General features: G+C 50.7%; 22 protein-coding genes. 18 read left to right on the top strand and 4 right to left on the bottom strand.

The genetic code is table 11. The features are described 5' to 3' along the window. The 9 genes from tolB (at position 1) to QUD54_RS03245 (ending at position 7399) form a co-directional block, all read left to right on the top strand. Positions 1-1251, top strand: a complete 1251-nt coding sequence (gene tolB, locus QUD54_RS03285) for a Tol-Pal system protein TolB (protein WP_286337538.1) — start codon at positions 1-3, stop codon at positions 1249-1251. A gap of 104 nt (positions 1252-1355) precedes the next feature. Beyond that, on the top strand, positions 1356-1925 hold the full coding sequence (locus QUD54_RS03280) for an OmpA family protein (RefSeq protein WP_286337537.1): 570 nt from the start codon (positions 1356-1358) through the stop codon (positions 1923-1925). Positions 1926-1937: 12 nt separating this feature from the next. Next, entirely contained in the window at positions 1938-2822 is an 885-nt protein-coding gene (locus QUD54_RS03275; RefSeq protein ID WP_286337536.1) for a tetratricopeptide repeat protein, read from the top strand. 72 nt (positions 2823-2894) lie between these two features. Next, positions 2895-3407, top strand: coding sequence for an FKBP-type peptidyl-prolyl cis-trans isomerase (locus QUD54_RS03270; RefSeq protein WP_286337535.1), 513 nt, complete (start codon positions 2895-2897; stop codon positions 3405-3407). Beyond that, positions 3331-4152 carry a DNA-binding transcriptional response regulator gene (locus QUD54_RS03265; protein WP_286337534.1) on the top strand — a complete coding sequence of 274 codons (822 nt, stop codon included), beginning with the start codon at positions 3331-3333 and terminating at the stop codon, positions 4150-4152. Before QUD54_RS03270 ends, QUD54_RS03265 begins: the two co-directional genes overlap by 77 nt. Then, positions 4149-5087 carry an ACP S-malonyltransferase gene (fabD, locus tag QUD54_RS03260; protein WP_286337533.1) on the top strand — a complete coding sequence of 313 codons (939 nt, stop codon included), beginning with the start codon at positions 4149-4151 and terminating at the stop codon, positions 5085-5087. The genes QUD54_RS03265 and fabD overlap by 4 nt, the downstream gene beginning before the upstream one ends. Further along, positions 5087-5782 carry a 5'-methylthioadenosine/adenosylhomocysteine nucleosidase gene (locus QUD54_RS03255; RefSeq protein WP_286337532.1) on the top strand — a complete coding sequence of 232 codons (696 nt, stop codon included), beginning with the start codon at positions 5087-5089 and terminating at the stop codon, positions 5780-5782. Before fabD ends, QUD54_RS03255 begins: the two co-directional genes overlap by 1 nt. Further along, complete coding sequence (locus QUD54_RS03250; protein WP_286337531.1) at positions 5763-6527, top strand: ATP-binding protein; 765 nt, start codon at positions 5763-5765, stop codon at positions 6525-6527. The genes QUD54_RS03255 and QUD54_RS03250 overlap by 20 nt, the downstream gene beginning before the upstream one ends. 134 nt (positions 6528-6661) lie before the next feature. Beyond that, entirely contained in the window at positions 6662-7399 is a 738-nt protein-coding gene (locus tag QUD54_RS03245) for an NYN domain-containing protein (protein WP_286337530.1), read from the top strand. Between the two features lie 88 nt (positions 7400-7487). Here QUD54_RS03245 and recO read toward each other — a convergent pair whose 3' ends face one another. After that, positions 7488-8105 carry a recombination protein RecO gene (gene recO / locus QUD54_RS03240; protein ID WP_286337529.1) on the bottom strand — a complete coding sequence of 206 codons (618 nt, stop codon included), beginning with the start codon at positions 8103-8105 and terminating at the stop codon, positions 7488-7490. Positions 8106-8206: 101 nt separating this feature from the next. Between recO and gltB the strand changes: the two genes are divergently transcribed. The 9 genes from gltB to dusB all read left to right on the top strand — a co-directional run bounded on the left by gltB (position 8207) and on the right by dusB (position 19042). Continuing rightward, positions 8207-12631 (top strand): glutamate synthase large subunit, encoded by a 4425-nt coding sequence (gene gltB / locus QUD54_RS03235; RefSeq protein ID WP_286337528.1) that lies wholly within the window; start codon positions 8207-8209, stop codon positions 12629-12631. A 5-nt stretch (positions 12632-12636) separates the two neighbouring features. Further along, positions 12637-14022: a glutamate synthase subunit beta gene (locus tag QUD54_RS03230; RefSeq protein ID WP_286337527.1), complete on the top strand. Its 1386-nt coding sequence runs from the start codon at positions 12637-12639 to the stop codon at positions 14020-14022. Continuing rightward, a complete protein-coding gene (locus QUD54_RS03225) occupies positions 14022-14753 on the top strand; it encodes an inositol monophosphatase family protein (protein ID WP_286337526.1) in 732 nt (243 codons plus the stop codon). The genes QUD54_RS03230 and QUD54_RS03225 overlap by 1 nt, the downstream gene beginning before the upstream one ends. Then, positions 14750-15598 carry an acetyl-CoA carboxylase, carboxyltransferase subunit beta gene (accD, locus tag QUD54_RS03220; protein ID WP_286337525.1) on the top strand — a complete coding sequence of 283 codons (849 nt, stop codon included), beginning with the start codon at positions 14750-14752 and terminating at the stop codon, positions 15596-15598. The genes QUD54_RS03225 and accD overlap by 4 nt, the downstream gene beginning before the upstream one ends. After that, positions 15595-16161 (top strand): thiamine phosphate synthase, encoded by a 567-nt coding sequence (locus QUD54_RS03215; RefSeq protein WP_286337524.1) that lies wholly within the window; start codon positions 15595-15597, stop codon positions 16159-16161. The genes accD and QUD54_RS03215 overlap by 4 nt, the downstream gene beginning before the upstream one ends. Next, positions 16151-16609 (top strand): 23S rRNA (pseudouridine(1915)-N(3))-methyltransferase RlmH, encoded by a 459-nt coding sequence (locus tag QUD54_RS03210; protein WP_286337523.1) that lies wholly within the window; start codon positions 16151-16153, stop codon positions 16607-16609. The genes QUD54_RS03215 and QUD54_RS03210 overlap by 11 nt, the downstream gene beginning before the upstream one ends. A 68-nt stretch (positions 16610-16677) precedes the next feature. Next, positions 16678-17034 carry an RNA polymerase-binding protein DksA gene (dksA, locus tag QUD54_RS03205; protein WP_286337522.1) on the top strand — a complete coding sequence of 119 codons (357 nt, stop codon included), beginning with the start codon at positions 16678-16680 and terminating at the stop codon, positions 17032-17034. A 24-nt stretch (positions 17035-17058) separates the two neighbouring features. Next, positions 17059-18075 carry a hypothetical protein gene (locus QUD54_RS03200; protein WP_286337521.1) on the top strand — a complete coding sequence of 339 codons (1017 nt, stop codon included), beginning with the start codon at positions 17059-17061 and terminating at the stop codon, positions 18073-18075. A 7-nt stretch (positions 18076-18082) separates the two neighbouring features. Continuing rightward, on the top strand, positions 18083-19042 hold the full coding sequence (gene dusB / locus QUD54_RS03195; protein ID WP_286337520.1) for a tRNA dihydrouridine synthase DusB: 960 nt from the start codon (positions 18083-18085) through the stop codon (positions 19040-19042). A 33-nt stretch (positions 19043-19075) separates the two neighbouring features. Here dusB and QUD54_RS03190 read toward each other — a convergent pair whose 3' ends face one another. From QUD54_RS03190 to QUD54_RS03180, 3 genes are read right to left on the bottom strand one after another with little or no spacing between them, the layout of a single operon-like run. Continuing rightward, positions 19076-19951 (bottom strand): hypothetical protein, encoded by an 876-nt coding sequence (locus QUD54_RS03190; protein ID WP_286337519.1) that lies wholly within the window; start codon positions 19949-19951, stop codon positions 19076-19078. Between the two features lie 2 nt (positions 19952-19953). Continuing rightward, entirely contained in the window at positions 19954-20268 is a 315-nt protein-coding gene (fliN, locus tag QUD54_RS03185) for a flagellar motor switch protein FliN (protein ID WP_286337518.1), read from the bottom strand. Continuing rightward, positions 20261-20695 carry a chemotaxis protein CheX gene (locus tag QUD54_RS03180; protein ID WP_286337517.1) on the bottom strand — a complete coding sequence of 145 codons (435 nt, stop codon included), beginning with the start codon at positions 20693-20695 and terminating at the stop codon, positions 20261-20263. The genes fliN and QUD54_RS03180 overlap by 8 nt, the downstream gene beginning before the upstream one ends. Between the last annotated feature and the right edge of the window lie 112 nt (positions 20696-20807).

The raw sequence follows: 20807 nt of genomic DNA, 5'->3' as shown, positions 1-20807 counted from the left end.
GTGCGAATCATTCTACTAATGACCATAGGCCTGTTTCTTTATGCATCAGATGCCACACTCGAAATAGTCAAAAGCGCAGACAGCCGACCATCGATCGCTATTCAGGATGCATCGACATTCGGAAACGATCTTGTCAAACAGAAATTTTTCCGGCTGGTGATGGGGGATTTGAAAGTATCGGCCCATTTCAAAGTCGACGACACCTATCGAAAAAGCGATTACGAAGCACTTGTCGACCCGATGCTCAAATCCTATGATTATCTTCTTCGCTACCGTTTCAAAGAGGGTGACGGGCAGGCACTGTATCTGGATGTCAAGGCGTTCGAACTTCCCTCGGGAAGTACGATTTATGAAAGAAGTTATCGCGTAGCCAACCGTGCGAGATACCCATTCCTGATCCATCAGGCGGTGATCGATTACAATGATTTTTTGCAGATGCCGACGATTGGATGGATGAAACGTTATGTGGTGTTTGCCGAATATACAAAACCGAAACATGCCGATATCGTCATCGCCGACTATACGCTGACGTATCGAAAAAAGGTGATAAGCGGCGGGCTCAACATCTTTCCCAAGTGGGCGGACAGAAAACAGAAAGGGATATACTATACCAAACTCGGTAGACGCCCGACCCTCTATTACTACAATATCTATACCGGCCAGCAGCGTAAAGTCGCGACTTCCGACGGCATGCTGGTATGCTCCGATGTGAGTCGGGACGGAAAGCGGCTACTTCTGACGATGGCACCCGAAGGGCAGCCGGATATTTTTGAATACAATACCGTGACCGGGACAAAACAGCGACTGACATTCTACTCCGGGATCGATGTCTCGGCGCAGTACATCGATGGTGAAAAGCGCATCGTGTTTATCTCCGATCGTTTGGGATATCCCAACATTTTCTCCTCGAAAATTGGAAGCAGGGCAGTCGAACAGATGGTTTTTCACGGAAAAAACAACAATGCCTGCAATGCGTATGGAAAATATATCGTCTACAGCAGCCGTGAAACCGACAATGCTTTCAGTGCCAATACATTCAACCTCTATCTTATTTCGACACAGACCGATTACATACGACGGCTTACCGCAAGCGGTGTCAACCAGTTTCCGAAATTTTCTTACGACGGAGAGAGTGTTATGTATATCAAACACTATGCGGCGCAGAGTGCACTTGGAATCATACGCCTGGATTATAATGAGGGATTTTTGTTTCCTCTCAAAGGACGGCGCATACAATCGATCGATTGGTAATAGCTTGGTTTCCGCCTGCCAACAAGTATAAACAAAACAGATATTTAACGCGAAAGTAAGAAAAAGAGTGGTAAGATTAAGCAAAATTTCAAGGAGACGAATCGATGAAAAAGAGTTTGATGATTGCAGCGGTCGCTGCAGCACTGCTTATGAGCGGATGTTCTCAGAAAGAGCCTGAAGTCGATATGACTAAACAGGAGACGATGACACAGGAAACAACCCCTGCTGTCACCGAGGCTGATAGCGGTGTAAGCGCAGTCGTTGGAGGGGAAGAGATAAGTGATATCACGACTCTCCCGGAAGATGAGCGTATGGCGAAAATCAGAGAGATAGAAGCGAGCGCAAAAAAGATCTATTTCGATTTCGACAAATACAACATCCGACCGGATCAGGAGCCTCGCGTTGACGAAGATGCAAAACTCTTCGCTTCCGATGCCGCGAAAGATTTGACGGTTAAAATCGAAGGAAACTGCGATGAGTGGGGGACGGACGAGTACAACTACGCACTCGGCCTCAGGCGGGCCAAAACCGTCCGTGATGCACTTTCCCTCAAGGGAATCGACAGCAGCCGCATGGTAATGGTCAGTTACGGAGAGAGCAATCCTGTCTGTACCGAACATACCAAAGAGTGTTGGGCCAAAAACCGCCGAGTAGAATTCGAACTGCTTCCTTAATTGACTTAATTGATGAGAAAACTCTCACTCTCTCTCCTGATCGCTCTGGGTGCCGTGGCCGGCACCCCGGAGCCTTCTGCTTTCGGTGCCGGAAACCTCGACAGTGCCAATCCTTACGGCCTCAGTGAAGAAGAACAGCATATTCTCAAAAACAAGCGCGCGATCGAAGCGCTGCAAAAGAGTTTTTTGAAACAGCAACAGATCGTTCAGGAAAACCGTGAACGGATCGATGGCCTTCAGAGTATTATTGAAGGACTCAACGGAAAAATACGCAGCTACGACAGAGCCCTCAAGCGCCTCGACGATCTCAACCGCAGTGTCGACGATCTGCACCTTAGAACCGATGCTCTCGCCAAAACGCAGGAGGAGAATTTCGAACAACTTCGTACGGTCCTGCAGGAACTTGGAAGCCTTATCGATTCGATCAATGAAAAGTATGTCGACAAAGAGAGATTCAATCAACTCGAGACGGCATTTCTGGAGTTCAAACATGCCTATGAGACATTCCTGAAAAAGGGTGATTTGAGCGGCAAGTCGAATGCGAAGATCTTTTCGGAGGCGAAAAAGCTTTTTCGGAAAAAACAGTACAGCGATGCGAAAATCTATTTCGCACACCTGATCAAAAACCACTACAAACCGGCGACATCGAACTACTATCTCGGTGAAATTGCATACAGAGAAGGACGATACAAAGATGCGATCGCCTATTACAAAAAGAGCGCATCGCTTTACGACAAAAGTAGTTTCATGCCGACACTTTTGCTGCACACGGCCATTTCTCTCGAACGTATCGGCGATAAAAAGCAGGCTAGTCAGTTTTATGAATCTCTTATTCAACTCTATCCAAAAAGCAAATCGGCCACAATCGCCAAAAAAAATCTGGCAAAACTTAGATAATATTCAAAAAACTTAAGAAAATATAAATATTCGGTGTGATAAAATCACCTACTTTTTCAAGGAGAATTATTGATGACAATCGAAGACAATAACGTCGTTTCATTTAACTATGAAGTGAAAGATGCAAAAACAGGAGAGGTTGTTGACTCCAACGTGGGTCAGGCACCACTCTCATTCATTACAGGTAAACAGCAGATCATTCCCGGCCTGGAGAACCAGATGAAGGGAATGAGTGCTGGTGAAAACGCTGACATCCTCGTTCCGGCGGCAGAAGCGTACGGTGAGTACAATCCGGAAGCGGTTCAGACAATGCCACGCGAGCAGTTCGCAGGTATCGACCTCCAGGAGGGCATGACACTCTACGGACAGAGTGAAGATGGACAAACCGTACAGGTTACCGTCAAAAGCTTCGATGAGAACGAAGTCGTTATCGACTTCAACCATCCACTTGCCGGAAAAGACCTTCTCTTTAGCGTAACTGTATCCGAAGTACGCGAACCGACTGTCAATGAGTCGCTCAGTGGTCAGGTCGAACAGCCTGGTCAAGAAAGCGGCGGGTGTGGCACAGGATGTGGCTGCCATTAATTTCATAGCTTCTTCAAAGCCTCTCAAGGAGGCTTTGAAGTCTGCAAACCTACTCAAAACCCTCAAGTTCAATACACTCATCAGCGGTGAACATGGCACAGGACGCCATACTCTCGCATCTTTGATGATGCCCGACGTGCCCTGTGTGCACGGCGACGACGCGGAACTCTACACATTTATCGAAAACAGCCCTCAGCTTATCGTGGACGATATCGGCAAGATCGATCTCTATCCAAAGTTTTTTCAAACACTGAAAAAACATGGTACCCAGATTATCGCCATTGCCGACGAAACGATCAATCTGGGCGAGTACACCTCTTTTTTCAGTGTCCGGATCACATTGCCGCCTCTTAAAGAGCGACCGGAAGACATCATTCCCCTTGCCGAAAAGTTCAAAATGGAAGCGCTTCATCTTTTTGGCGAAGATGAAGAGAGCGAATTCGAACTGGATCACGAGAAACTCGATATTAGTGGGAACGCCTATTCACTGCGAAAATCGGTGTTTCTCCAATACCTGGCATCGAAAATCGGAAAAGACGAGATATTGGACTTGATGGAAGCGTATATCACGTGCCACCTTGACGAAGGGGAGGAGATCTATCGGCGGTATCTCTATCTCTATGAAGTTCCGTTGATCAAAGCGGGAACCAAACGATTCAAAAGTCAGCTCAAGATGTCACAAGTGTTCGGACTGAACCGAAACACTCTCAGAAAAAAAATCAATGAATGGAAGGAATATCTATGACAAAGACTGCATTTCTATTTCCGGGCCAGGGTTCACAGGCAGCCGGTATGGGTAAATCATTTGTCGAACATTCCCCGATGGCGGCCCAAATGCTCGAAGCCGCAGGGGATGCATTGAAACTCGACATGGCACATCTGCTCTTCGAGCCCAACGATCTTCTCGAGCAGACAAAATATACCCAGCCCGCGATTCTACTCGTTTCGATGATGGCATACAGACTTTTCAAAGAGAAGATTTCCGATGTACCGGCCTTTGCGCTCGGTCACTCGCTTGGAGAGTTTTCCGCACTCGCCGCCGTCGATGCGCTCGACTGGCTTGAAGCGGTCAAATTGGTCCATCTTCGCGGCGATCTGATGCAAAAAGCGTGTGAAGGGATCGATGCCGGGATGATGGTGGTACTGGGTGTTGCCGACGAGGATGTCGAAGCGATCTGCCACGATGCAAGAGAAGCCGGTAAAAAAGTTTGGCCGGCCAACTACAATGCGGACGGACAGATCGTCATTGCCGGGATCAAAAGTGATCTCCAGAGCCTGGAAGAGGCGCTCAAAGCAGCCAAAGCACGCCGTGTCATGCTGCTAAATATGTCAGTGGCAAGCCACTGCCCCCTGCTCGAGTCCGCCGTCGAGCCGCTGACCGAGGCCCTCGACAAGGTTTTGAGCGACACATTTTCAGCGCCGGTTATCTCCAACGTTACCGCCAAAGCCTACAATACCAAAGCCGAGGCCCTCGACCTGCTCGGTAAACAGCTCGTTTCACCGGTGCTCTACAAACAGTCCATCCAGGGCAACGACGATCTGGTCGACCGCTATATCGAATTTGGCCATGGGGCCGTGCTCAAGGGGTTAAACCGTCGTTCGAGCAAAAAAACGACACTGGTCGTCAGTGACTACAATTCGCTGAATACGACCCTCGACACATTGTTGGGTGAGGATTGATGGTCGTCGGAGTTATGGGGGCGATGCCCGAAGAGATCGATCCGATTCTGAAGCGTCTCGAGAATGTGAAGAAGCATGAGGTTGCAGACAATGTCTACTATACGGCGTTCTATGGCTCATTGGATCTCGTCGTAGCATACAGCAAAATCGGAAAAGTTTTTTCGGCACTCACGGCTGCGACAATGATCGAGAAATTTGGCGTGCAGAAGATGCTCTTCTCCGGAGTCGCGGGCGCAATCAGCCCGGCGTTGCATATTGGTGATCTCGTCGCGGCCACGAAACTGTGCCAGCATGATCTGGACATCACTGCATTCGGGCATCCGTACGGATATGTCCCGGAAGGAAAGGTGTATGTCGAAGCCGATCCAAGACTGCTCGAGATCGCAGCGTCCGTTGCGTATAAACAGGGTGTGAAACTAAAGCGCGGCATCATTGCCACGGGTGATCAGTTCGTCGCGGATGCCGAGCGTAAAGCATGGATCGGTCAAACCTTCAATGCGGATGCGCTGGAGATGGAAGGAGCCTCCGTGGCCGTTGTCTGCGATGCCCTGGGTGTCCCTTTCTTCGTGTTGCGAGCTATCAGCGACGCCGCCGATATGGATGCAGGATTCGACTTCGACGCTTTCTTGCAGAGCTCTGCAGTCAAAAGTGCCGACTTCATCTTTATGATACTCGATGAACTCGATCAAGCTTAGTAAAAAGATACTGCGTGCCGCCGGGCAGATGAACGCGAAATACCGGCTCATCGAAGAGGGTGACAGGCTTCTTGTGGGTCTCAGCGGCGGGAAAGACTCGATCACGCTGATTCATCTGCTCAAGCACATGCAGCGTCACGCACCATTCGATTTCGAATTCAAGGCGGTGACGGTCGACTACGGCATGCCCGGCGAATCGTACGAGGCGCTCAAAAAGCATTGTGAAGCGTATGGCATACCGCACGAGATTTATGAAACGAATATTTTCGAAGTGGCACAGGGTACGATTAGGGAAAACAGCTCCTTTTGCAGCTACTTTTCGCGGATGCGGCGCGGTGCGCTCTATACCAAGGCCCAGGAGGGCGGTTACAACAAAGTGGCACTGGGGCACCATCTCGACGATGCCGCCGAGAGTTTTTTCATGAACATGCTTTACAACGGAACGCTCCGGTCGATGGCACCGATCTACAAAACTTCCAAAGGGTTTCACGTCATCCGCCCACTGCTCTGGGTCAGAGAACGTCAGACGGCGGCGTTCGCGGAAGAGAACGGTATTGCAACGATCGGTGATGAAGCGTGCCCGGCGATGGCGATGAAAGTAAAGATGCCGCACGCCAGAGAGAGTACGAAAATAATGCTCGAAGAGTGGGAGGAGAAGTTTCCCGACCTTTTCAAACGATTCAAAGCGGCTTTCTGCCATTTGCAGCCAAGTTCCTTTATGGATGAAAATTATCTCGACAGATAGAGTGGAGCTTTGCTCCTCAAGAACGGGCCTAGCCCTCGAATTGCAAGTTTCAAATAGCTTTTTTGCAAAGTCTGGTGACTTGAGGTGCTGCGATGGCGCCCTACTTACGATTTGCGACTAAAAAAGGTAAACCGATGGAAAAAACAGACAAACTCGCCGTATTGATCGATGCGGACAATGCACAGCCTTCGATCATCGATTCGTTGCTGGCAGAGATCGCGAAGTACGGTACGGCCAGCGTCAAACGAATCTATGGCGACTGGACACTACCACAGCTAAAGGGGTGGAAAGAGGTGCTTTTGACCCACTCGATCCAGCCGATCCAGCAGTTTGGCTATACGACGGGAAAGAACGCCACCGACAGCGCGATGATCATCGATGCGATGGATCTTCTCTATACCGGAAATTTCGACGGCTTCTGTATCGTCAGCAGCGACAGCGACTTCACGAAACTCGCGGCTAGGATTCGTGAGTCCGGCCTGCTCGTTTACGGATTCGGTGAGAAAAAGACACCGGTCCCCTTTGTCTCGGCCTGTGACAAATTCATCTATACTGAAGTATTGAGAGCCGAGGAGAGCGATGAGGAGACGACACCGATCAAAAAGCTTTCCGCTGCGGAACTCAAACGTGACCGTAAGCTGATCCGACTGCTGCGCGATGCGGTGGATGCCGCCAGTGACGAGAGTGGCTGGGCGCATCTGGGAGCGATGGGCAACATCATCGCCAAACAGTCCCCCGAGTTCGATCCGCGCAACTACGGCTACAAAAAGCTGGGCGAACTGGTCAAGGCGACGGGACTTTTTGATATCGAAGAGCAGGTGACCCACCGCGGCGCCAAAGCGATCTACGTGAGGAATCGGAAGAGAAGATAATTGACCTTTGGGATGATCGAGAACCGGGTTTGGACGAAACGGCTCGAGACTGCTACAAGAAGTATGCTTGGATTCTATCCATCATCTTCTACATTCCTTCCAGAAGCGTCAGCCAGAGTCCCTCCACTTCCTTGTCGTCGAGAAGAATCGTCTTTTGCGTCGCCATGAGTGTTTGAATCGTCGTACGAGGATAGCTTCTGGCGATGACGCAATTGGGGTGGGCTGGCAGAAAGGAACGGATCAGTGAAATCTCATCGTTGAGTGGACGGCCGCAGGCGAAGCAAAGGTCGGGATCGTGCAGGCGTCCTTCATGTTCCAAAATGGAGAGATATGCCTCGACGGCACTGCGCTTGGGGTTTTGCAGATGCCAGATGGCGGCATAGTGTTCGAGCAGGCCGAAATAGAAAGGGCCCGGAAGTTCGACGTCGCGCAAGTGTTCGTAGAGTAGTGCGATGAAGTGTTGCCACACCTGAAGCCGTTCACTCTCCTTGAGCCATTGAAAACCGAGATGGATGACGTTTCTGAGTCTTGGCATGAATTGCAGCGAGTCTTGTTCGACTTCAAAGTCGATCTTGTAGCCGGTGGTGACGATGGGATGCCTTGCGCCGTAAAATCTGTAGAGAGTTTTCAGTTTTTCGGGTGTCAGGATGGAGACGATCGTATCCTCGTTCTTCGCTTTTTTGACGTTTAAAATGTACCCTTGCACCTTGAAACACCGCCCTTCAGGTAGTTGTAACCACTTTTTTTGTAAAATCGCTTAATTTTGGAGTATTGTACCAAAGAACTCATAACGACAAAGGGTTTGGAATGGATCTATTAAGAGGCTTTAAAGACAACTGTGGATTCGGCCTGATTGCCAATATCGACAATCGTCCCAGCCACGCACTTTTGGAAGATGCGATTCATGCACTCGAGCGCATGATGCACCGTGGTGCGATCGCGGCGGACGGAAAGAGCGGCGACGGAAGCGGATTGCTGCTTTCGATGCCTGAAAAGTTTATGGCAAAAGTGGCCAAAGAGGCGGGCCATATCCTGCCTTCGCAGTATGCTGTGGCCCAGATTTTCTACAAAAATACCGAAAATATCAAAACATTCGAAGAGATGTGCGCGAAAAACGATCTGCGCATCCTCTTTACACGTGACGTGCCCATCAACACGGATGCACTGGGAAAGCTCGCCCTCGAGACGCTGCCTTCGATTACGCAGATCTTCGTCGCGCCCAACTCGCTGATGGCGACGAAACGGTTTGAAGCGCTGGTCTACCTGACACGCCGCGAAACGGAAAACGCGTTGCGTGAAGATGAAGATTTCTACATTCCAAGCTTCTCAAACAGGGTCATCAGCTACAAAGGGTTGGTGATGCCGACGCATATCAAAGCGTTCTATCCCGATCTGAACGATCCCGATTTCGAGATCAGTTTTTCGCTTTTCCATCAGCGCTTTTCGACCAACACGCTTCCTCAGTGGAAGCTGGCACAGCCTTTCCGGATGATTGCCCACAACGGTGAGATCAACTCGGTCGAAGCGAACCGTTTCAATGTCGAAGCCAAATGTGAATCGATCAAATCGGAAGTCTTCAGCGATGAAGAGATCAGGCGTCTTATGCCGCTGCTCCAGAAGGGTTCGAGTGACAGTGCCAGCCTCGACAACTTTTTCGAGTTTTTGCGTGTCAACGGGATGGATATCTTCAAAGCGGTCCGTGCCGTCATCCCCGCACCGTGGCAGAACGCGCCACATATGGACGCGAACCTTCGTGCTTTCTATGAGTATATGAGTACCTGCTTCGAAGCGTGGGACGGTCCTGCGGCGGTCAGTTTCACCGACGGGCGCTATATCGGATGTGTTCTCGATCGAAACGGCCTTCGCCCGGCCAAATATATCGTCACGAAAGACCGCCGCCTCATCATTTCGAGCGAATACGGTGTCGTCGACCTCGAAGACGAGAATGTGATCGAACGCGGCCGGCTGCAGTCTGGTGAGATGATCGGCTTGGATCTCAAATACGGCACGATTCTCAAGAACGAAGAGATCAACGAATATCTCAAAAGTTCACAACCCTATGCAGAATGGCTCAACGAACAGATGGTCTATCTGCAGGAGTATGTCGAAAAACCGTTCGACAATCTCGAACGCTACAATCTCGACCAGATGGTCGAAAAACAGCGCTACTTCAACATCACCCAGGAAGTGATCGACCAGATCATCGAACCGATGATCAAAGATGGCAAAGAGCCTACCGGATCGATGGGAGACGACACGCCGCTGGCGGCTTTTTCGAAAGTACAGCGCAGCTTTACCGATTTTTTCAAACAGAAATTCGCACAGGTGACCAACCCGCCGATCGACCCGATCCGCGAGAAGGTGGTGATGAGTATCAATACGGGTTTCGGCGAGATTCACAACATTCTCGACGAAGATCCCGATCATGCGCAGCGTCTCAAAACCACCTCCCCGATTTTGACCTTCGAAAAGCTCGAAGTGCTCAAGAGTTTCGGTGACGAGAAACATCCACGTTTCAAACCCTACTACAAAAACCGAACCTACAGCACCGCTTTCGAAGAGAACCTGAAAGGTAGTCTCGAAGACCTGGTCTACGATATCATCGAAGATGTCAAGAACGACGGCGTACGCATTGTCATACTCGACGACGAGCATGTCGATGAGAAGCGCAAGACGATTCCGATGGCGATGGCGGTCGGACGACTCAACTACGCGCTTCTGGATGCCGGTGTCCGCCATCTCGTGAGTATCGTCGCCGTGACGGGTGAAGTGATCGACTCCCACTCCACGGCGTGTCTGCTCGCCTATGGTGCCTCTGCAATCTATCCCTACATGCTCTATGCGACCGTCTACCGTCTATTGGGCAAGAAAGCGCTCAGCGACTACGAAATGCGCAACGAGTTCAAAAAGATCCATGCGGCACTGGGCGGGGGTATTTTGAAAATTATGTCGAAGATGGGTATTTCGACCGTCGCATCGTACCGAAACTCCGCACTCTTTGACGTTCTCGGACTTTCGACAGATATCGTTGAAGACTGTTTCAGAAACTCCCATGCACTGGTTCCGGGCCTTGGATACAGCGATATCGAGGCACGCATCGAGAAGTACCATAAAGACGCGTTCGAGCATGAGCATATTCGCAAACTCTTTCCGCTCAATGTCGGCGGATTCTATAAATATGTCGACGGCCAGGAGTATCACGATTTCGCACCGAACACGATCATGCAGATCCGTCAGGCCTCCATTACCGGAAAACGCGAAGATTTCAAGGTGCTCAAAAACATTATAGAAAATCGTGACAAGAAGATGATCCGCGACTTTTTCGAACTGAAGAGTGACCGGAAACCGATCAGTATCGACAAGGTCGAACCGGTCGAAGCGATCTTCAAACGATTCGCGAGTGCCGCGATGAGTCTGGGGTCGATTTCACCGGAAGCGCATGAGAGTATCGCTGAGGCGATGAACCGTATCGGTGCGCAGTCCAACAGCGGCGAGGGTGGTGAAGATGCTAGCCGCTTCGGAACCATCAAAAACTCAAAGATCAAACAGGTCGCGTCGGGGCGCTTCGGTGTGACGCCGGCGTACCTGCGAAGTGCCGAAGAGATCCAGATCAAAGTGGCGCAGGGTGCGAAACCGGGCGAGGGTGGACAGCTTCCGGGCCATAAAGTCACGGCACTCATCGCGCGCCTTCGCCATACGATGCCGGGCGTGACGCTCATCTCCCCGCCGCCGCATCACGACATCTACTCGATCGAAGACCTCGCACAGCTCATCTTCGACCTCAAGCAGGTCAACCCGGAAGCGACGATCACCGTCAAACTGGTTTCGACGGCAGGTGTCGGAACGATTGCGGCAGGTGTCGCGAAAGCGTATGCCGACAAGATCATCATCTCCGGCGGTGACGGCGGTACGGGTGCCGCGGCGCTTGGATCGATCAAGTTCGCCGGTAACCCGTGGGAGATCGGCCTGAGCGAAGCGCACAACGCGCTGAAAGCCAACCATCTGCGCCAGAATGTCCATCTTCAGACCGACGGTGGCCTGAAAACGGGAATGGATATTGTCAAAGCCGCACTTCTTGGTGCCGAGAGCTACGCCTTTGGAACCGGGGCATTGGCGATGGTCGGATGTAAGATGTTGCGTATCTGCCACCTGAACCGATGTTCCGTGGGGATCGCGACGCAAGAGCCGATGCTGCGCGAACATTTCGAAGGCAATGTGGAGCGCCTGGTGAACTACTTTACGCTGGTGGCCGAAGATGTCCGTGAGATCATGGCACAGCTCGGATACGAAACGCTCGAAGAGCTGGTCGGGCGAAGCGACCTTTTGAGTCTGATCGAAGACGATTTCGCGAAGAAGTTCGACTTCAGTTCGATTCTGATGCGTCTCGACGGCCCGGATACCTGCCAGGTCGAATCGAATGTTCCGTTCGATACCAACGAATTCGAAAAAGAGGTTCTCAAAGAGGCGTCGCCTGCGATCCAGAATCCGCAGAACAAGATAGTGATCAAGCGCAATATCTGTAACCTGAACCGAAGTTTCGGTGCACGTATCAGCGGTGAGATTGCCAAATACTACGGCGATACGGGCCTGCCGGACGATACGATTCATATCCAGCTCAAGGGGATTGCCGGACAATCGTTCGGTGCCTTCCTGATCAATGGTGTGACGCTGCGTATCGATGGTGTTGCAAACGACTATGTCGGCAAAGGAATGAACGGCGGTAAGATCGTCATTGCACCGTTGAACCAGGGTGAACTCTACTCGGCTGCGGGAAATACCTGCCTCTACGGGGCGACAGGCGGAAAACTCTTCGTCGCTGGAAACGTAGGGGAGCGCTTCGGTGTCCGTAACTCAGGGGCACTGGCCGTCGTCGAAGGGACCGGCGACCACGCGTGTGAATATATGACAGGTGGGGTTGTCGTCATTCTGGGACGTACCGGTGTCAACTTCGGTGCAGGTATGACGGGCGGCTTGGCTTTCGTTTACGATACAGAACATACGTTTGTCGAAAACGTCAACCAGGAACTGGTCGAAGCACACCGTATCGATACCGACGATACCGATGAGGCACGACACTATCTGAAGCGGCTTCTGAAAGAGTACTACAATGAAACGGGCAGCGTGAAAGCGAAGCGCATACTAGACAGCTTCCGCATGGAGATCCGCAATTTCTGGATGGTCCGTCCGAAAGAGCTGCGCAAAGTACCTTTGAATCTGGACGAGGGGGAGTAAGAGAGATGCAGAATTTTATATTTGTCGAACGAATCGACCCGAAAAAACGCAACGTGGTCGAGCGGATCAAGGATTTCCGCGAGATCTACGAAGTCTATAACCCGAACGAAGCTTCCGGCCAGTCCGAACGCTGTATTCAGTGCGGGGACCCGTACTGCCACAACAAGTGCCCGCTTCACAACTACATTCCGCAGTGGCTCAAAGCGGTGGCGGAAAAAGATCTCGAACTGGCGTTCAATCTCTCGAACGAGCCTTCGCCGTTCCCGGAAATCATGGGACGCATCTGTCCGCATGACCGTCTTTGCGAGGGAGACTGTACCCTCAACGACGGCTACGGAGCGATTACGATCGGGCCGATCGAAACCTTCATCAACGAAGAGGGTTTCAAAGCGGGAATGAAACCGAGATTTGCCGAAAAGAAGGTGGGTAAGAAGGTCGCTGTCATCGGTGCGGGACCGGCAGGCCTTTCGGCTGCGACCTACCTGCTGCGTGCCGGAATCGATGTCGAGGTTTTCGAACGCTCAGATCGCCCCGGAGGCCTTTTGACCTATGGAATCCCCGGGTTTAAACTCGACAAGAATGTCCTTTTCCGCCGTGTCAAGTGGATGGAAGAGGCAGGCTTGAAAATCTACTATGGCGTGGAGATCGGAAAAAACAAACCGTTCGACGAGTTGGCAAACAATTTCGATGCCGTCTTTATCGGTGTCGGAGCTACGAAACAGCGTCGTCCCGGAATACCGAACGAAAGTGCCAAAGGGTGCCTGATGGCGATGGATCTTCTGGTCAATGTTCAGAAGAAACAGTTTGGTGATCCGTATGATAAAAGCATTGAAGTGAAAGACAAACGTGTTGTCGTTATCGGAGGGGGCGATACAGCGATGGACTGTGTCCGAACATCTCTTCGCGAAGGTGCCAAAAACGTCACTTGTCTCTATCGACGTGATGCGAGAAATATGCCCGGATCACGCAAAGAGTATACCAATGCAAAAGAGGAGGGGGTCGAGTTTGTCTTCAACGCTGCTCCGAAACAGGTGCTTGTCAACGACGACGGAGAAGTGATCGGTATAGAGATGCTCAAGACGGCACTCGGAGAGCCCGATGAAAGCGGACGCCAGCGTCTCAAGGTGATCGAGGGAAGTGAATTCCGTGTCGATGCCGATGTCGTGATCTTCGCTTTGGGCTTCGATCCGGTTCCGTTCGAATTCCTTTCGGCCAACGGCATCGAAACCAACGAGTGGGGAGGGATTCTTATCGACGAGAATTTCGAAACGACGACAAAAGGGGTCTATGCCGGCGGTGACTGCCGGCGCGGAGCCGATCTGGTCGTTACGGCGGTGTACGACGGCCGTGAAGCGGCAAAGGCGATGATCAAGCGGCTGATCGGGGATTGATGACCGATTTTGTACGTGCAGCCATCGATGCGGCGAAGGAACTTTCCGATCTGTTGCAGGGCGGCTGGCGTACAGAGTACGCCGAATACGGTACGATCGGTGCAGGGGGCGACAAAACGGCAGGAATCGACACACTCGCCGAAAATCTCTATATCGAAAGGTTGTCGAAATTCGGCAAAATAGATTCGGAGGAGTGCGGGGTTGTGGGTTCCGGCGAAGCGACGGTCATTCTCGATCCGATCGACGGAAGCGAAAATGCGATCTCCGGACTTCCCTATTTCGGATCTTCCATTGCACTCGAAAGAGAAGGGAAGGTCGAAGAGGCGGTTGTCGTAAACCTTGCCAACGGCGATCTTTTTTTCAAGACGGAAAATGTTTTGATGCATGGGAAAGTGGGTCGGCCGGGATATCTTCCCGTCGAGACCAGAAGAGATGCGACGATCGGCATCTTCGAAAGGGCATACGCCAATCCGGAGTTGGCACTGGCACTTCTTTGGCAGAAACGAAAATTCAGATCGCCTGGTGCCGTAGCGCTTTCGCTTGCCTATGCCCACTATGTCGATTTTGTCATCTTCGCAGGTTCAAGGCGCCGCTACGACTTCGCCGCAGCGCTTTGGATGTGCGAAGGATTGGATATAATCGAAGAAGATGAACTTCTGATCATTGCAAAAAATCCTGAAACGGCCTCAAGTCTCCAGCGACTGGCCTACGGCAATAAGGAATCACAATGAATTTTGGCAATATTTTCAAAAGTATACGCAGAGAACACCCCAAACCGACCGAAGCACCGGCCCACTGGATCAAATGTCCCAAATGTCATGCACTGATGTACTACAAAGAGATCGAAGCGAACCATTATGTCTGCCCAAAATGCGGTTATCATATGCGCCTTTCGGCGGACCAGCGAATCAAACTCCTGGCAGACGAGGATAGCTTTATCGAGCACGATGCAGAGCTCGAGCCGGTCGATCCTCTGAAATTTGTCGATAAAAAGAGTTATAAAAAACGTCTCGAAGATGCGAAAAAGAAGACGGGCCGCACCTCTTCCGTGGTAAGCGGTTCATGCAGAATCGAGAATGAACCGGCCGAACTTGTCGTTTTCGATTTTGCCTTTATGGGCGGCAGCCTCGGTTCCGTCGAGGGAGAGAAGATCGTCCGTGCCGTCAATCGTGCGCTTGAAAAAAAGTGTGGTGTCGTTATCGTGAGTGCAAGCGGTGGGGCGAGAATGCAGGAGAGTACCTATTCGCTGATGCAGATGGCGAAAACGAGTGCTGCGCTGGCGAAGCTCGACGATGCGAAACTTCCCTTTATCTCGATTTTGACCGATCCTACGATGGGTGGTGTCTCGGCATCATTCGCCATGCTCGGTGATGTCATCATCGCTGAACCCGATGCTCTGATCGGTTTTGCGGGACAGCGTGTCATCAAACAGACGATCGGTGCCGATCTTCCGGAAGGATTCCAGCGTTCCGAATTTCTTCTCGAACACGGGCTCATCGACAAAGTGGTTCCCCGGCGCATTCTGAAAGAGACGGTTGGAAATCTGCTCAAACTCTTCAATAAAGAAGGTGCGTGAGAGTTTACGCGCTTTTGGATGAAAGTTCGTTGCAGGCGCACGGTTGGAGCGTCGAACGTTTTGTTCGGCGTGCGATTGCAGCAGGAGCCGATATCATTCAGTATCGTAACAAGTCGGGCGATATCGGATCGATCGAGAAACGGCTGCGCACCATCGCCTCTCTTTTTGACGGAAGATTGATCGTCAACGATCATCCCGAACTGGCCTATTTGTGCGAAGGTGTGCATATTGGACAGGAAGATCTACGGCGTTATGGCGCCAACCCGAAAGAGGCGGTCGCAACATTGAGAGAGATCCTCGGCCAAAACCGATGGATCGGCCTTTCGACCCATAACGAAGAGGAGATTGCAACCGCCAATCGACTCGAGCTCGACTATATCGGGCTTGGCGCATGCCGCACCACCTCCACCAAAAGCGACGCCAACGTTCTCGGATGCGAAAAGATTTCGGAAATGGCCGCCTCTTCACGCCATCCGGTCGCCGCCATCGGCGGTGTACGGCTTGACGACTATCTTCCCAATGTCACATGGCTGGTGGTCGGGAGTGCGCTTTATGAAGATTAATGTCGTCGCGATCGCAAAACCCGAGCGGGACTGTTATTCGGAACTTTGTGACCATTTTATAAAAATGTCGAAACGTTACGCTGTCGTGACCGAAAACGATCTCTTCAATGCAAAAGTCACAAGAGCGCAGGAGAGCGGAAAAGATCCTGCCCGGAAACTCTATGCGGAGCTTTTTTCTCCATGGATGGAACGCGGCTATACGATCGCCCTGGACCCTTCGGCAAAAGAGATGCCAAGCGAAGAGTTCGCCGGACTGATCGCCGACAAGTCCGAAGCGACTTTTTTTATCGGTGGAGCTTACGGGCATGGCAGGGAGTTCCTGCAAAAATGCGATAAAGTCGTCAGTCTATCCAAGCTGACGATGAGTCATAAGATCGCCAAAGTGGTACTTTTCGAGCAGATCTATCGGGCCTTGACGATCAATCACAATCATCCCTACCATAAATAAAAGCGGTATAAATGAAAAATTTAAGGCAATTTCGATAGAATTCATTAATTTTTATCAAGGAGTAGGGTTTGAGGGAGAACGATATCAGGTACTTCAAGCATATGCTTGAAGAGCGCCGGGCTCAGATACTGAAAAATATCAGCGGAAGTTCGAAAGAGCTGGACGAACTTCATCGCAATCACGACGTGATGGATGAAGGCGATTTCGCTTCGGTATCGACGGATAACATGATCAACGAGGAGATTCTTTCGGCACAGCAAAGAGAGCTGGAAGAGATCGACGAGGCGTTGGCAAAAATCCAGCACGGCACCTTCGGCGTCTGTGAAATGTGCGAGGAGCCGATCGGTATGCAGAGACTCAAGGTCAAGCCTTTTGCGAAGTACTGCATCACATGCAGGCAAATCGCGGAAAAAAGTCCTGCATAAGCGAGGATAAGAAGGAGAATAATCATGCATCTGAAACGTTACACGCTGGCTTCTATCTTTTTGATTGCCGCAGTGGGCATCTATGTCTACAAAGTGGTCTCACCGGGTACCTACAGCCTCGAGTTGCTGGGTGTGAACGTCTCGCTGCCGATTGCGGTATGGATCGTCATACCGATGATTCTTCTCTATCTGGCATCATTTTTCCATATGCTCTATTACGGATTCAAGGGTTATCTGAGCAAAAAACGTATCGCCCGTGATATCCACAAACTCGCCGATGCGCTCTACTGGGATATTCTCAAATCTCCCAAGAAGCACAATTATACCGACAAAGAGATCCGGAAAATCGGAGTCGTTCTTGATACGGGATGCGACGATTTTACAAAAGTGGATAAAAAAAGATGCAATGAGCATATCCGCGATGCGATCGATCTGATTATCGCGATCAAGCATGGAGAATTCGTGGACCTCAAAAAGATGGGACTCGAAAAGTCCAATCCGTATGTCATCCAGAACTGGCTCAACTTTCTCAAGCATGAGCCGGAGCGGGCCGAAGAGATTCTTCGCAAATCGGAATCTTACGATCCAAAAGTCGTCCATGAAGCGATCCGCCTTTTTGTCGAAAAGGCGAATGAGCAGCAGCTCGAGAAGTATGCGCAGTTTGTCGATATGGGTGTCCTGATGCATCTGCTCGATACGATGGAGGCTCGGGAAGAGAAAGAGCGTATTTCGCTCAATATGATTGAAAAACTGTTGACACGGAACAATCCTACAGATTGCGATTATCTGCTGATTTCTCGCAAACTCAGCAAACTCTATACGCCGCACGAACTTCTGGCTCTATTCGAAAAGCTTGTGGCACAGGATGAAAAAGTATTCAAAGCCTACATCTTTACATTGATCGAATTCGAAATGCTCGACAAGGCGAACGAACTGCTCGAAGATACGCAGCGCGGGGAGTATCTGGATTTTAAAGCCTTTCTGGATCTGCGCAGGGCGGGCAAGCACTATCCGATCGACTTGCTTCTGCAACAGTGTTAAGGATAGGATGAAACCTCTTCTGGATTTTTCAAAGCCTCTCTACGTTCTGGCTCCGTTGGCGGGGTTGACCGACCTTCCGTTTCGCAGTGTGGTCAAAAGGTTCGGTGCCGATCTGACCGTCAGCGAAATGATCAGTTCGAACGCATTGGTGCACAACAGCAAAAAGAGTCTCAAGATGATCGAAAAGAGTCCCCTCGAGAGACCCTATTCGGTTCAGATCGCTGGAGCGGAGGAGTCGATTGTCAAAGGGGCTGTCGAGATTCTCAACACCATTGACGGGATCGATATCGTCGATCTCAACTGCGGTTGCCCGGTCCCCAAGATCGTTTCACATGGGTCGGGAAGTTCTCTGCTGCAGGACTTGGAGAAGATGGGGAATATCATCCGGACGATCAAGGAGACTTCGAACAAGCCGCTTACGAGTGTCAAGATACGAATCGGTTTTCAGGAGAAACGGCCGGTCGAAATCGCCAAAGTGTGTGAGGCAAGCGGTGCCGATTTCATCGCCGTGCATGGGCGGACACGTGCAGGAAAATTCAAAAGCGAGGTCGATTACGACGCGATCCGGCAGATCAAAGAGGCGGTTTCGATTCCCGTTATCGCCAATGGCGATATCACGAGTTATGCAAAGGCGCAGTGGGTTCTGGAGTTCACCGGAGCCGATGGTGTGATGATCGGCCGTGGAGCCGTTGGGAATCCTTGGATATTCTATCAGCTCAAACATGGCGAAAAAGAGATCGATCCAGGGCTGAAGCGCAAGATCATCCTCGAACATTTCGACCAGATGATAAAATTTTACGGAGACTACGGTGCCGTACTGTTCCGCAAACACCTGCACACTTACTCCAAAGCGGGCTACAAAGGCGCTTCGGAGTTCAGAGACAAAGTCAACCGCATTTCGGAGCCAAGCGAAATGCGGGAACTGGTCGAAACTTTCTTCAACCCATCAAATCTCCTGATTCACTGACGGTACGCAGATGCACCACCATCCATCCGTCGTTTAGAGGTGTTCCTCTTTGCTTGCGTTGGCTTTGAACGCTTCGTAGGCATCGGGATGGTTCTCTTTCAAAAAGTTATCGAGCTGTTTTTTGTTGGCTTCGAACATCTGAGAAAATGTATCGGCATCTTCGATCTTACCCTCGACAAACGTATCGAGAAGCAGGTTACTGTTGCCGACGACCATCAGATACTGTTTGCCGCCGAATTCGAGCAGAAGGAGCCTGTTGTGGGGGTCCAGTACTTTTTGATAGCGAACGACCGCCTCTTCGGGCAGATTTCCAGGCAGCCCGGCTTTGGGCATCAGCCAGCCGCTCTTTCCCGAAAGTGTGCCGGTGCTGCGTTTTTTGACGATCCACAAAACGATTAGCAGAAGCAAAAGAATGGCCAAAACACTCCAGTATCGCCAACCGGGAAGTGTCTGTGAAGATTGAAGTGTGTTGAGCGGTTTTGCCGTTTTGGGCCTATCCGATATCGCTGCGGCCGGCAAAGCGGAGAGACTTTTCGACGATTCGGCTGTGGGTGTTATGCGAAGCCTCAGGCCGAATCCGTCGATCGTTTTGGATGCCTCGACTTGAAGAGGCTTCTGCAGAGGAACGATCTTTATCAGTGCCGTATGCGGGCCCGATTTGATGAGTGCGATCGATTCGACGAAACTGTTTTGAACATTTTCCCGAAACGGTTTTTGAACCTCGATTCCGTTTAGAAGGATATCGATCGTTCCGTCCGATTCTCTTTTTTTCTTTATAGTACCCGAGAAAGGGGTATCGAACGAAAGCATGAGATCGATACGGTTGTTACGCTCGTAGAGGTTTTCGTTCAGCAAAAGAGCACCGACGGCGGAGTGGATGAGAAGAATGATCAGTAAAAAGATCCGCATGGTCACTTCTCTTTCGAAAGGTAATAGATAACGGCATCCGCATCGAGAATTTCGTTGATTCGGATCGCCAGGTTCTGTTCGTATACCATCACTTCCCCTTTTCCGATAATCCTTCCGTTGACATAGGTTTCGACACTCTCTCCCGCAGGCTTCTGAAGATCGATGACCGATCCGACGTTGAGGTGGAGAATATCGTTCAATGTCAGTTCCGTCTCCCCAAGATAGGATGTGATCTCCACCTCGATATCGAGAAGCCGTTCGAAATCGAAGAGCTTGATCTCTTTCTCCTCTTTTCCATTTTTTTCCGCTTCACCCATTCAGACCCTTTATCTGCAGCGCAACGCATTGATTTTCGAATTCGTACAGCAGCGTACGATCTGACTGTTCCAATGGTTTTATGCCCGAAAATCTGGGTGTCTCGATCGAATATGGAAGGTTTTTGTCACTGGCGGCCATCTTCGCATGGCCCACAATGAAATTTGCCAGCTCCGATGTGAGGTCCCGAAGTGTCTCTTCATCGGGATCCTCCTCGAACAGCAACAGATTCGCCAATCTTCTCAGGATGGGCTTCTGAACCCAGACAGCGGCCGAAAAGCTCTCTCTTCCGTCACTGAACGGTATTTCTGCCGTATAACCATCTTCCGCCGGTGGAGCTTCGCAAGGCTGAAGCTCGAGTCCGAAGGTTTGGCTGAAAACTTCCATCATCGCAGTTTGCAATAGTTCGTTCAAGCGTGCCCTTTTCATTCGTCAGTTTATAATCGCAGGAAATCTATTGATTATAGGATAAAAATTTTAAATTACGCATTAATGGTATAAGCCGATTCAAGCCGATTTCAGTATAATAGGCGACTTTTTC

This window comes from Hydrogenimonas cancrithermarum, assembly GCF_030296055.1.
In the GTDB taxonomy this organism is placed as follows: domain Bacteria; phylum Campylobacterota; class Campylobacteria; order Campylobacterales; family Hydrogenimonadaceae; genus Hydrogenimonas; species Hydrogenimonas cancrithermarum.
This window is presented reverse-complemented; position numbering and strand designations above follow the sequence as displayed.